This is a genomic window from Streptomyces sp. NBC_01235, from assembly GCF_035989285.1.
Lineage (GTDB): Bacteria > Actinomycetota > Actinomycetes > Streptomycetales > Streptomycetaceae > Streptomyces.
In genome coordinates, this window is record NZ_CP108513.1 from 10,198,719 (window position 1) to 10,211,034 (window position 12,316).

Here is a 12,316-nt window from a genome sequence, read left to right on the forward strand (position 1 = left end):
GGGGGCGTCAGCCGGCCGTCCCCGTCCAGTCGGCGGCGACATGGCCCAGCCGGACCCGCTGCGGATGGTCGCCCACGGGAATCGACACGACCTTCTGCCCGGTGGCGAAGTCGATCGCGGTGACCTGGTCGGCGCCGCTCTCGGAGATCACGCAGTCCTTGCCGTCGCCGCTGACCGTGGCCCAGTAGGGCTTGGAGGCGGTGACCAGCGGGCCCTCCTGGAGCGTGGTGCGGTTGACGACCGTCGCGTAGTCGTCCATCGTGCCCGCGACGCACAGCTTGCTGCCGTCGGGGCTCATCGAAATGCCGTGGTGGCGCGAGTCGTTGACGAAGGTGGTGCGGTCGTCGCTGGTCGCCGGGTTCTTCGGCAGGGTCTTCGTGCGGGTGATGCGGTCCGTGGCGAGGTCGTACTCGAAGAAGCCGTTGAAGAACGAGACCTGGAAGTACAGCTTGGACTCGTCCGGCGAGAAGACCGCAGGGCGCACGGCGTCCGAGTAGTCCGTGAGGCCGATCGCGTCCAGCCGCTGCCGCATGTCGATGATCTTGACCTGCTGGTAGGTGTTCGCGTCGACGACGGTGATGCGCCGGTCGCCCTTCGTGAAGTCCTGCCACGGGGCGTCCTGTGAGGTGTTCACGTCGCCGATCGACATGTTGTAGATGTATTTGCCGTCCTTGCTGAAGATGTTCTCGTGCGGCTTGTCGCCGGTCTTGAACGAGCCGAGCTGTTTGCCGGTGTTGATGTTCAGGACGTGCACGGTGTTCGAGATCGACGCGGACACCGCGACCCGGGTGCCGTCGGGTGAGACGGCCATGTGGTCGGAGCGGTAACCGGACACGGGGAAGCGCCAGTTGATGTTCCCGGTGGCCAGGTCGATGGAGACGACGTCGGCGAAACTCGGGCGGGATACGACCACCGAGGCGCCGTCCGGCGTGGTGTACATGTCGTCGACGAACTGGTCGTGGCCCTCGCCGACGCCGTTGCGGATGGCCTGGAAGTAGATCCACTTGATCGGATCGGCGTTGATCTCCGCCATCCGGGCGGCCTTGTCGGGGATCACGTTGATCCGGCCCACCTTGGCGAAGTCCCCGCTGGACTTGATGACGTCCGCGGTGCCCTCCCAGTTGTTGCCGACGAAGAGCACCTCGCGCAGGGCGGCGGCGGTCGCGGTGTCCGAGGCGGCGGTGGCGGCTGTGGCGGCGGTCGCGGGAGCGGTGACGGTCAGGACGAGGGCGGCGGCTACGGAGCAAAGGTGCCTGGGTCTGAAGGCAGGCATGGCTGCTCTCTCCTCTGGAAGTGGGGGAAGGTGCGGGGCAGGGCGGAGCGGACCGCCCGAATCTGAAGACGGGTGCGTTCAGAATTGACTTACTGGAAAGTAAGGAAGGGGTGCCCTTCGCCACAAGAGTCCGTGCACGACAAAATTGGCGGCGGGGGAGCACGGAGCGACGAGGGAGGGTCAGTGACGGGCAGGCTCAGGGCGCCGACCGGCAGATACGGCGGCAAGACCGCCGAACAGCGGCAGGCCGAGCGGCGCGGGAGGTTTCTGGACGCGGCGCTGCGGTTGTTCGGAGGCGCGCCCGGCTACCGCGGCACCACGGTCGCGTCGCTCAGTGAGGCGGCCGGCCTGTCGACCCGTCAGTTCTACGAGGAGTTCCGCACCCTCGAGGACGTCCTGGCGGCGCTGCACCTCCAGGTCAACGACTGGGCCGACGAGGCGGTGGTGGCGGCCTTCGCCGCCGCGCAGGGCCTGCCGCTCGCCGAGCGCGTCACCGCGATCTTCCGCGCCTACGCGGGCAACGTCACGGCGGACCCGTGCCGCATCCGGATCACCTTCGTCGAGATCGTCGGCGTCAGCCCCCGACTGGAGGAACAGCGTCTGGCCCGCCGCGCCCGCTGGATCGACCTCATCTGCGCCGAGGCGACGGCGGCCGCGACCCGCGGCGAGGCGGCACCGCGCGACTACCGCCTCGCGGCGACGGCCTTCATCGGCAGCGTCAACGGCCTCCTCCACGACTGGAGCGCGGGGTGGGTGGACGCGACCCTGGACGAGGTGGTCGACGAACTGGTGCGCCAGCTGCTGGGGATACTGCGCCCGCCGGGGTGGGTGCCCGAGGCCGCCTAGAACTTCCCGCCCGAGCGGCCGGACGACAGCCGTGCCACCGCCTCCACCACCCGCCCCACCCCGTCCTCCCCGCGCACCCTGGCCCCCAACTCCCGTGCCCGCTCGCGGTACTCGGGCTCGCTGGTGGCCCGGACGAGTGCGGTGGTCAGGGTGTCGGCGGTGAGCCGGCGCAGCGGCAGCGACGTCGGGGCCACGCCGAGGGAGGCCAGGCGGTCGGCCCAGAAGGTCTCGTCGAACTGGATCGGCACCGGCACGGCGGGCACCCCGGCCCGTACGCCGGCCGCCGTGGTGCCGGCTCCGCAGTGGTGGACCACCGCGGCCGTCTCCGGGAAGAGCAGAGAGTGCGGCACGTCGTCGACGGTCAGCATGTCGTCGCCGTCGGCGGCGAGGCCCGCCCAGCCGCGCTGGATCACCCCGCGCAGCCCCGCCCGCCGCAGCGCCCGGACGATCTCGCCGCTCAGCCGCCGCGGGTCGGGCACGGTCGCGCTGCCGAGGCCCACGAAGACCGGCGGGGACCCGGCGTCCAGGAACTCCCGTAGGGCAGGCGGGAGTCGGCTCTCGCGGTCGTACGGCCACCAGTACCCGGTGACGTCCAGCCCGGCCCGCCAGTCGCGGGGCCTGGGCACCACCAGCGGGCTGAAGCCGTGCAGGACCGGCCAGCCGTGCCGTTCCCGCCCCCGCAGCCCGGCGCCGGGACGGCGTACGGCGGGCAGCCCCAGCCGGGCCCGTACCGTCGGCAGGACCGGGGCGAAGATCTGCTCGACTGCCACCCCGACACCGTGCCCGGCGAGCCGGTTGCCGACCGCTCCCCACGAGCCGCCACCCAGCATCGGCGGCGCGAACTCCCTTGTTGGGGCGACGGGTTGGAGGTAGAGGCCGAGGCTCGGCAGGGACAGACCCTCGGCGATGGTGTGCCCGAGCGGTGCCACCGAGGCGGACAGCAGCAGGACGTCGCTCGCGCGGGCGGCGGTCAGGAGGTCGTCGGTCATCCGCCCGACCAGCGCCCGCGCCATCCTGGCCACCCGCAGCAACTTGCCCGGGCCGGTGGTGCTGCGGTGCAGACCCTGGCCGCGCTCGGACTCCAGCTCGGCCCGCGGATCGACCGGCAGCGCGTGGAAGCCCACCCCCGAGCCCGCCACCAGCGGCGCGAACCGCGCGTGGGTGACCAGGGTGACCTCGTGTCCCGCGCGTACGAGCCCTTCGCCCAGTCCCGTGAAGGGGGCGACGTCGCCCCGGGATCCCGCCGTCATGATCGCCACTCGCACGACGGACAGTATGGCGGCGCGGATCCCTGCCGTGGGTGAACGACCCCACGAAAACGGCCACTTCGTTCTTCGTGACCGGTCACACTACTTCTGTCACAGCCGTTGACTTCCCTCTCGGGCGGCTCTACTTTCGGCGCGCAATACGTTCGGTTCGCCGACCCTTGTTCGATATTTCGATAGTTCGAATTCCGGAGCCGCCGCATGCTTCCCCCACCCCGCTCCAGCCTCGTCCGGCGCTGCAGATCCGCCGCCGTACGCGCGCTCGCCCTCCTGCTGACCGCGACCGCGGCCCTGCTGTTCGCCCAGCCCGGCACGGCCGAGGCCGCGACCTCGCGCCAGATCGCCGTGCCCACCGCCCCGATGGGCTGGGCCTCCTGGAACAGCTTCGCCGCGAAGATCGACTACAACGTCATCAAGCAGCAGGTCGACGCGTTCGTCGCCGCGGGCCTGCCGGCGGCCGGGTACAAGTACATCAACATCGACGAGGGCTGGTGGCAGGGCACCCGTGACAGCGGGGGCAACATCACCGTCGACCAGTCCGAGTGGCCCGGCGGCATGAGCGCGATCGCCGACTACATCCACAGCAAGGGCCTGAAGGCCGGCATCTACACCGACGCCGGCAAGGACGGCTGCGGCTACTACTTCCCGACCGGCCGCCCCGCCGCCCCGGGCAGCGGCAGCGAGGGCCACTACGACCAGGACATGCTCCAGTTCTCGCAGTGGGGTTTCGACTTCGTGAAGGTCGACTGGTGCGGTGGTGACGCCGAGGGCCTCGACGCGGCGACGACGTACCAGGCCATCAGCGACGCGATCGCGAAGGCCACGACCACGACCGGCCGCCCGATGACCCTGTCGCTGTGCAACTGGGGCCGGCAGAACCCGTGGAACTGGGCGCCGGGGCAGGGGGCGATGTGGCGGACCAACGACGACATCATCCTGTTCGGCAACAAGCCGTCCATGACCAACCTGCTGACCAATTATGACCGGAACGTGCACCCCACCTCCCAGCACACCGGCTACTACAACGACCCGGACATGCTGATGGTCGGCATGGACGGCTTCACCGCCGCCCAGAACCGCACCCACATGAACCTGTGGGCCATCTCCGGCGCCCCGCTCCTGGCCGGCAACAACCTGGCGACCATGACCACGGAGACCGCGAACATCCTCAAGAACCCCGAGGTCGTCGCCGTCGACCAGGACGCGCGCGGTCTCCAGGGCGTCAAGGTCGCCGAGGACAGCAGTGGGCTCCAGGTGTACGGCAAGGTCCTCGCCGGCACCGGCAAGCGTGCCGCGGTGCTGCTCAACCGCACCTCCGCCGCCGCGAACATCACCGTCCGCTGGTCCGACCTGGGGCTGACCAACGCCTCCGCGACCGTCCGTGACCCGTGGGCGCGCGCCGACGTCGGCACGTACGGCACGAGCTACACGGCGAGCGTCCCGGCGGGCGGCTCGGTCATGCTCACCGTCACCGGCGGCACCGAGGCGTCGGGCAGCACGTACACCGGCACGTCGAGCTTCTCCGGCGTGGTCGCCGGGAGCACCGGCCTGAAGGTCGTCGACGTCGCCTACACCAACACCGCCTCCACCGCCCGCACCGCGACCCTCAAGGTCAACGGCCAGACCACGACGACCGTCTCCTTCCCGCCGACGGGCTCGGCGCAGGGCACGATCACCCTTCAGGTCGCCCTGTCGAAGGGCTCGTCGAACACGCTCGCCTTCACGAACGCGCCCACCCTCGCCGACATCACCGTCAAACCCCTGCCGGGCGCGAACGGCACCCTTGTCGTGGGCAAGCAGTCCGGCCGCTGCCTGGACATGTACGACAGCACCATCACCAACGGCACCCAGGCCGAGCTCTGGGACTGCAACGGCGGCTCCAACCAGGCCTGGACGTACACCTCCCGCAAGGAACTCGTGGTGTACGGCAACAAGTGCCTGGACGCCTACAACCTCGGCACGACCAACGGCACCAAGGTCGTGATCTGGGACTGCAACGGCCAGAACAACCAGAAGTGGAACGTCAACAGCGACGGCACCATCACCAACGTCAACGCGGGTCTCTGCCTCGACGCCAACGGGGCGGGCACGGCCAACCGCACCCCGATCGTCCTGTGGACCTGTGGTACCGCCGACAACCAGAAGTGGACGCTGACCTGACGTACCGGGCCGGGGCCTGACCGGTGGGTCAGGCCCCCGCCTCCCCGAGCTGCCGGGCGGCCGCCTCGACGGTCTGCTCCAGCAGCGTGGCGATGGCCATCGGGCCGACGCCGCCCGGCACCGGGGTGATCAGCGAGGCCCGCTCCACGGCCGACTCGAAGTCGACGTCGCCGACGTTGCCCGCGTTGTAGCCCGCGTCGACGACCACGGCGCCCGGCTTGATGTCCCGCCCCTCGATCAGCCGGGGCCGACCGACGGCGGCGACCACGATGTCCGCCTCCCGCACGGCCTGTGACAGGTCCCGGGTGCGGGAGTGGCAGTACGTCACCGTGGCGTCCCGGGCCAGCAGCAGCATGCCGACGGGCTTGCCGAGGATGGCGCTGCGGCCCACCACGACGGCCCGCTTCCCGGCCGGGTCGACGCCGTAGGCCTCCAGGAGCCGCATGATCCCGCCCGGCGTGCAGGACACGAAGCCCGGCAGGCCGAAGCTCATCGTCGCGAACGACGCGAAGGTGACGCCGTCGACGTCCTTCTCGGGCTCGATCGCCTCGAACGCGGCCCGCTCGTCGATGTGCCCGCCCATCGGGTGCTGGAGCAGGATCCCGTGCACCGTCGGGTCGGCCGACAGCGCCCGGAGCGTGCCGACGAGTTCCCCGGTGGTCGTGCGCGCGGGCAGCGCCACGTGCCGGGAGCCGACACCGGCCTCGCGGCAACGGTTGCGCTTCATGCGGACGTAGGTGACCGAGGCGGGGTCCTCGCCCACCAGCACGGTCGCGAGACACGGCGCCGTGCCCGTGCGAGCGGTGAGGGCGGCTGCCCTCTCGGCGGTCTCCTCGACGATGCGGCGGGCAAGCGCGGTGCCATCCATGAGTACGGCCTGCGACATGATCCACTCCTGGGTTGATAGACCTCATCGCCCAGGCGCACGGCATCGACTGTGCGGACCGCTCCCCGGTGGTGCTCCACCTCAGCGCCAGTCACGGTGGCTCAGGGCCTCGCGGGCGGGCAGTTCGTTCGGGCGGTGATCGGGCCGAGGTGCCTCGCCGCGCCGCACGTCGCCCGGTGCGACTCGCGCGGGATGTGCGCCCGACGGCGCAACGTGTGCGCCCGACGGCGCAACGCGGCGAGCGCCGGGGCCGCGTGGCTTCACCCACCGCGGCCGCGGCACGATCCGCCGCCGAGTCCGTCCCGCTGAACCAGTCGCGTTGCAGGGCGACTTCGGCGGCTGCGGCGGCGATACGCGCCCGCGCAGCTCAACTCGTGGGCGGTGGAAGGGAGTTCCCACGCGAAAGCCACTGCGGCAGGCAGAGCGGGGGAGCGGCGCACTGATGCTGCGCCGCCAAGGCCCGCCGTACGAGGCCCGGCCCGCGCGGCTCGGCCCGACCGAGGGGCGAGGGCCTGATCGCCCGCGTCCACGAGGGCGGCGGCCGGCGGTGCGTGCGGGTACGGCGTCACCGGCGTCGGCCACACCGCGTTCGAACGGCGGACGGCGGCGGGCGACGCGGGCGGGACCGTGCTGCTCTCAGTGCTGTCCGCAGCAGGGCGACGGACACGCGCCGGCCTGCCACGAGAGCCAAGGCCCGCAGCGGAGGCCGGGCCGGACGCGACCGGCCCAGCCCCGCCCGGACCGAGAAGGTCCAGGTCAGGCGGGAGGTGAAGTGGACCCCCGCGGTCTTCCTTCCTACTCGTCCCATGCCTGGATCATCGTCTGCTCGACGATCTTGCCGTCACGCAGGGTGATCATCGACTCGGCGAGTACGCGCACGCCGTCCGCGTACCGGCAGGACTCGCTGTAGGCGGCGCGATCGCCCTGGACGATGCACTCCTCCAGCTTGTGGGTCATGTCCCGGCTGTAGACGTCGTCGAGCATCCGGGCGATCTCGTCCCGGCCGTGCAGGACCTTGGGTTGACTGGGCTGGGTGTTGTGGTCGACGACGCGCAGTTCCGCGTCGTCGGCGTAGAGCGACAGCAGTGTCGTCGCGGTCTGTCCTTCGATGCCCCTGCGCAGGGTCTCGGTGTCGAATGCGGAGCCTGCCGCGGTGCCCATGGTGACCTCCTCCGAGGGCCGCGGCCAAGGGGAGGACGGGCCGCCGGTCCCTCACCTTCGAGGCTCCTCCGGCACGCCCGGGTCGGCAAGCGCAGCGGCCTCGCTCCGCCTGTGGGGTGAGTGCCGGCGCCCGCCCGTGTCCGCGACGGCGCCCGCGGCGTTGCTGAGGGCATGATCTCCACTCGACGCATCGCCGCACTCGCCGCTCTCGCCGCAGGGGTCACGGGCCTCGCGGCGCCCTTGGCGAACGCGGCCGAAGCCCCGAACACCGGCCGGTTCAACCCGATCGCCGTGCTGGACTCGCTCTCCGCGAACCAGATTCCCGCGAAGCACCGGGCCGACCTCCCGCCGATCTCCAGGCAGGTGAGCGAACTCGACAAGCTGAACGAGCTGCACCAGGCCACCGACCTCGTCGCCCCCGTCACCGGGCTGCTGCCCGCGATCCAGGGCTGAGCGTCACACCTGCTCCTCGCGGGGGCCGTCCGGACGACCGGGCGGCCCCCGCCCACGTTCAAGCTCGGGTTCTCACCCGTCCAGGGAGGGGAGCCGGGCCTCGGGTGCATCACAGGCCGTGGTGGGAGATGTTCCACGCGTACGCCCCCGCCGGCGAGAACGCCACCCGGTCACCGCTGTTCGTCGGCCTCCGGTGCACTCGCCAAGTGGGCGTCCACGCCGAGCAGTTCGAGCTCGGGGTACGTCGTCCCCGCAGCTCGCGCGCGCGGATCATCGGCTCGGCGCGGGCGGCGTCCATGCCGAAGGTGCCGGACGGCCGCCCATCGCGAGCGAGCTGCCCGCCAACGACCCGTCCGGCACGGGCAGGTTGACGCGTGGAAGCATTGCGACGCGCCGCCCGGGGGCGTGCCGTACCCGGCGGGCGCCGACTTCCGGCTCCTCACGGGCGAGGACGGCCGTCGGCACCCGACTCGCACCGGCTGCTGCGTGTTCTACGCCGTCAGGCCGGCCGGGGCCTGTCTCACCTGCCCCCGCACCGGTGACGCCGAGCGGCTGCGACGGCTCGCCCGGTGCATGCGCGCCTGCGAACCATGACCCGCCGGTTCACTCGACCGTCGCGAGGAACTGGGTGGCCGCCAGCTCCGCGTAGAGCGGGTCGCCCGCCACGAGCTCACGGTGCGTGCCCACCGCGCGGACCCGGCCCGCGTCCATGACGACGATCCGGTCGGCCATCGTGACCGTCGACAACCGGTGGGCGACGACGAGGACGGTGGTCGTCCGGGCGACGTCCGCGACGGTGTCGCGCAGTGCCGCCTCGTTCACCGCGTCCAGCTGGGAGGTCGCCTCGTCCAACAGCAGGAGCCGCGGGCGGCGCAGCAGGGCGCGGGCGATGGCCACGCGCTGCCGCTCGCCGCCGGACAGCTTCGTCCCACGGTGTCCGACCAACGTGTCCAGCCCCTGCGGCAGCCGCGCGACCAGGCCGTCGAGGCGGGTCGTCTTCAGCACGCGCCGCACGGTGTCGTCGTCCGCCTCCGCGTTCCCCAGCAGCAGGTTGTCGCGCAGCGAGCCCGACAGCACGGGGGCGTCCTGCTCCACGTAGCCGATGGAGGAGCGCAGATGGGACAGCTCCCAGTCGTCGAGGTCGCGGCCGTCGACGGTGATCGTGCCGGACTCGGGGTCGTAGAACCGCTCGATCAGCGAGAACACCGTGGTCTTGCCGGCGCCCGACGGTCCGACGAATGCCGTCATGCCCCGGGCAGGCACGGCGAACGTCACGCCGTGGTGGACGTACGGCAGGTCGTCGGCGTACCGGAAACGGACGTCGGTGAAGGCGAGCGAGGCCGGTTCGGATGCGGAAGAGGGCAGCGGTGCGGGACGGGACGCCGGCTCGGCGGGCAGTTGCAGGGCCTCCTGGATGCGGCTCAGGGCCGCGGAACCCGTCTGGTACTGGGTGATCGCGCCCACGACCTGCTGGATCGGCGACATCAGGTAGAACACGTACAGCAGGAACGCCACCAGCGTGCCGACCTCGATCGCGCCCGTCGCGACCCGCGCCCCGCCCACCGCGAGGACGGTGATGAAGGCGGTCTGCATCGCCAGGCCGGCCGTGTTGCCCGCGGCCGCCGACCACTTGGCGGCGCGCACGCTCTGCCGCCAGGACTCCTCTGCCGCCGTGTGCAGCGTCGCCTCCTCGCGGTGCTCGGCGCCCGACGCCTTCACCGTGCGCAGCGCGCCCAGCACCCGCTCCAGCGAGGCCCCCATCACCCCGACCGCGTCCTGCGCGCGACGGCTCGCCCGGTTGATACGCGGCACGATCGCCCCGAGGACGGTCCCCGCGCACAGGATCACGGCCAGCGTGACCCCCAGCAGCACCGGGTCCACCAGGCCCATCATCACGACGGTGGCGGCCAGCGTCAGACCGCCGGTGCCGAGGCCGACCAGCGAGTCGGTGGTGACCTCGCGCAGCAGCGTCGTGTCGGAGGTGATGCGGGCCATCAGGTCGCCGGGCTCGCTGCGGTCCACGGCCGTGATCCGCAGCCGCAGCAGATACGAGGACAGTGCCCGCCGCGCACCGAGCACCACCGACTCCGCCGTGCGCCGCAGCACGTACGAACCCAGAGCGCCCAGTGCCGAGTTGGCGACGACCAGTGCTGTCAGGGCCAGCAACGCCCCGGATATCGAGCGGTCGTGGCCGAGGTCGTCGATCAAACCCCGTGCCACGAGCGGCAGGAGCAGCCCGGTGGCGCCGGTGACGAGCGAAAGCGCCGCACCCGCCAGCAGGGCCCAACGGTGTGGCCGCACGTAGTCGAGCAACAGTCGCCACGGGGGTCGGCCGCCGGCGGCCTCTGCGTTGGTCACTGGGCTCCTCGGTGGGTCGGTCGGAGCCCTCAGGCTACGTCGGCGGAGGCGGGGTGTGGCCGCAAGCACGTGTTCAGGGCACGCGTCTCGGCCCCGCGCTCGTGCCCTTACCGATCAGTCACACGTAGGGTCGGAACCGGGACGGATGACCGCCGAGGAAAGGGGCAGCAGCATGCCGCAGGAAGTTCGCGGAGTGATCGCACCGGGCAAGGACGAGCCGGTGCGGGTGGAGACGATCGTGATCCCCGATCCCGGGCCCGGTGAGGCGGTGGTGAAGATCCAGGCCTGCGGGGTCTGTCACACCGACCTGCACTACAAGCAGGGCGGGATCAACGACGAGTTTCCGTTCCTGCTGGGGCATGAGGCGGCGGGTGTGGTGGAGTCCGTCGGGGACGGCGTCACGGACGTGGCGCCCGGGGACTTCGTGATCCTGAACTGGCGTGCGGTGTGCGGGCAGTGCCGGGCGTGTCTGCGGGGGCGGCCCTGGTACTGCTTCGACACCCACAACGCCAAGCAGAGGATGACCCTCGCCTCGACGGGCCAGGAGCTGTCCCCGGCCCTCGGTATCGGGGCGTTCGCGGAGAAGACGCTGGTGGCGGCGGGTCAGTGCACGAAGGTCGACGCGTCGGTGTCGGCCGCGGTGGCGGGGCTGCTGGGCTGTGGCGTGATGGCGGGGATCGGGGCGGCGATCAACACCGGCAACGTCGGCCGGGGTGACACGGTTGCGGTCATCGGGTGTGGCGGGGTGGGGGACGCGGCGATCGCGGGGTCGAACCTGGCGGGTGCGGCGAAGATCATCGCGGTGGACATCGACGACCGCAAGCTGGAGACGGCCCGCTCGATGGGTGCCACGCACACGGTCAACTCGCGCGAGTCGGACCCGGTGGAGGCGATCCGTGAGCTGACCGGCGGGTTCGGTGCCGATGTCGTGATCGAGGCGGTCGGGCGCCCGGAGACGTACCGGCAGGCGTTCTACGCCCGTGACCTGGCCGGGACGGTGGTCCTGGTGGGGGTGCCGACCCCGGAGATGAAGCTGGAACTGCCGCTGCTGGACGTCTTCGGACGGGGCGGGGCGCTGAAGTCGTCCTGGTACGGCGACTGTCTGCCCTCGCGTGACTTCCCGATGCTGATCGACCTGCATCTGCAGGGCCGCCTGGACCTGGAGGCGTTCGTCACCGAGACCATCCGACTGGACGAGGTGGAGAAGGCGTTCGAGCGGATGCACCACGGAGACGTCCTGCGTTCGGTGGTGGTGCTGTGATGTCCGCGCGCATCGAACGCCTCGTCACCTCAGGCCAGTTCAGCCTCGACGGCGGCACTTGGGACGTCGACAACAACGTGTGGCTCGTCGGCGACGACCACGAGGTCGTCGTCATCGACGCCGCGCACGACGCCGACGCCATCCTCGCCGCCGTGGGCGACCGCAGACTGACGGCCATCGTCTGCACCCACGCCCACAACGACCACGTCTCCGCCGCGCCCGCCCTCGCCGACGCGACCGGCGCCACGATCTGGCTGCACCCCGACGACCTGCCGCTGTGGAAGCTGACCCACCCGCACCGCGAGCCCGACGCCCACCTGGCCGACGGCCAGGTCATCGAGGCCGCCGGCGCCGACCTCACCGTCCTGCACACCCCCGGGCACGCGCCCGGCGCGGTCTGCCTGTACGACCCCGGGCTCGGCGTGCTCTTCACCGGCGACACCCTCTTCCGGGGCGGCCCCGGCGCCACCGGCCGTTCCTACTCCCACTTCCCGACGATCATCACGTCCATCAAGGACCGGCTGCTCGCCCTCCCGCCCGAGACGAAGGTGCTGACCGGTCACGGCGACGCGACGACCATCGGCGCGGAGGCTCCCCACCTGGAGGAGTGGATCGCCCGCGGCCACTGACCCGGCCCGGGATGCCAGAGGAGA

General features: G+C 71.5%; 11 protein-coding genes, 1 pseudogene and 1 riboswitch. Of the genes and pseudogenes, 6 read left to right on the forward strand and 6 right to left on the reverse strand.

Features of this window, described 5'->3' with window-relative positions; genetic code table 11:
* Window positions 1–7 precede the first annotated feature (7 nt).
* Window positions 8–1,273: a YncE family protein gene (locus OG289_RS45775; protein WP_327319931.1), complete on the reverse strand. Its 1,266-nt coding sequence runs from the start codon at window positions 1,271–1,273 to the stop codon at window positions 8–10.
* A gap of 183 nt (window positions 1,274–1,456) precedes the next feature.
* Here OG289_RS45775 and OG289_RS45780 point away from each other — a divergent pair, with 183 nt between their 5' ends.
* Window positions 1,457–2,119 carry a TetR/AcrR family transcriptional regulator gene (locus tag OG289_RS45780; RefSeq protein ID WP_327319932.1) on the forward strand — a complete coding sequence of 221 codons (663 nt, stop codon included), beginning with the start codon at window positions 1,457–1,459 and terminating at the stop codon, window positions 2,117–2,119.
* Here the strand turns inward: OG289_RS45780 and OG289_RS45785 are convergent.
* Entirely contained in the window at window positions 2,116–3,369 is a 1,254-nt protein-coding gene (locus tag OG289_RS45785) for a glycosyltransferase (protein ID WP_327320999.1), read from the reverse strand. The two genes, OG289_RS45780 and OG289_RS45785, sit on opposite strands and share 4 nt — an antisense overlap.
* A 216-nt stretch (window positions 3,370–3,585) precedes the next feature.
* On the opposite strand from OG289_RS45785, the gene OG289_RS45790 reads away from it, so the two are divergent.
* Window positions 3,586–5,544 (forward strand): RICIN domain-containing protein, encoded by a 1,959-nt coding sequence (locus OG289_RS45790; protein ID WP_327319933.1) that lies wholly within the window; start codon window positions 3,586–3,588, stop codon window positions 5,542–5,544.
* A 28-nt stretch (window positions 5,545–5,572) separates the two neighbouring features.
* Here OG289_RS45790 and OG289_RS45795 read toward each other — a convergent pair whose 3' ends face one another.
* The gene (locus OG289_RS45795) at window positions 5,573–6,430 is read right to left on the reverse strand and encodes a bifunctional 5,10-methylenetetrahydrofolate dehydrogenase/5,10-methenyltetrahydrofolate cyclohydrolase (RefSeq protein WP_327319934.1); all 858 of its coding nucleotides are present in this window, start codon (window positions 6,428–6,430) and stop codon (window positions 5,573–5,575) included.
* A gap of 22 nt (window positions 6,431–6,452) precedes the next feature.
* Window positions 6,453–6,535, reverse strand: a riboswitch (ZMP/ZTP riboswitch).
* Between the two features lie 690 nt (window positions 6,536–7,225).
* Window positions 7,226–7,591 carry a nuclear transport factor 2 family protein gene (locus OG289_RS45800; protein ID WP_327319935.1) on the reverse strand — a complete coding sequence of 122 codons (366 nt, stop codon included), beginning with the start codon at window positions 7,589–7,591 and terminating at the stop codon, window positions 7,226–7,228.
* A 171-nt stretch (window positions 7,592–7,762) separates the two neighbouring features.
* On the opposite strand from OG289_RS45800, the gene OG289_RS45805 reads away from it, so the two are divergent.
* Window positions 7,763–8,044 (forward strand): hypothetical protein, encoded by a 282-nt coding sequence (locus tag OG289_RS45805; RefSeq protein ID WP_327319936.1) that lies wholly within the window; start codon window positions 7,763–7,765, stop codon window positions 8,042–8,044.
* A gap of 109 nt (window positions 8,045–8,153) precedes the next feature.
* On the opposite strand, the gene OG289_RS45810 is transcribed toward OG289_RS45805, so the two are convergent.
* Window positions 8,154–8,342: a hypothetical protein gene (locus OG289_RS45810; protein WP_327319937.1), complete on the reverse strand. Its 189-nt coding sequence runs from the start codon at window positions 8,340–8,342 to the stop codon at window positions 8,154–8,156.
* Window positions 8,343–8,440: 98 nt separating this feature from the next.
* Between OG289_RS45810 and OG289_RS45815 the strand changes: the two are divergent.
* Window positions 8,441–8,638 (forward strand): annotated as a pseudogene (locus OG289_RS45815) ((2Fe-2S)-binding protein); the annotation flags it as partial.
* Window positions 8,639–8,647: 9 nt separating this feature from the next.
* On the opposite strand, the gene OG289_RS45820 reads toward OG289_RS45815, so the two are convergent.
* A complete protein-coding gene (locus tag OG289_RS45820) occupies window positions 8,648–10,402 on the reverse strand; it encodes an ABC transporter ATP-binding protein (RefSeq protein WP_327319938.1) in 1,755 nt (584 codons plus the stop codon).
* Between the two features lie 172 nt (window positions 10,403–10,574).
* On the opposite strand from OG289_RS45820, the gene OG289_RS45825 reads away from it, so the two are divergent.
* Both OG289_RS45825 and OG289_RS45830 read left to right on the forward strand, forming a co-directional pair.
* On the forward strand, window positions 10,575–11,663 hold the full coding sequence (locus OG289_RS45825) for an S-(hydroxymethyl)mycothiol dehydrogenase (RefSeq protein ID WP_327319939.1): 1,089 nt from the start codon (window positions 10,575–10,577) through the stop codon (window positions 11,661–11,663).
* A complete protein-coding gene (locus OG289_RS45830) occupies window positions 11,663–12,292 on the forward strand; it encodes an MBL fold metallo-hydrolase (protein WP_327319940.1) in 630 nt (209 codons plus the stop codon). Before OG289_RS45825 ends, OG289_RS45830 begins: the two co-directional genes overlap by 1 nt.
* Window positions 12,293–12,316 lie beyond the last annotated feature (24 nt).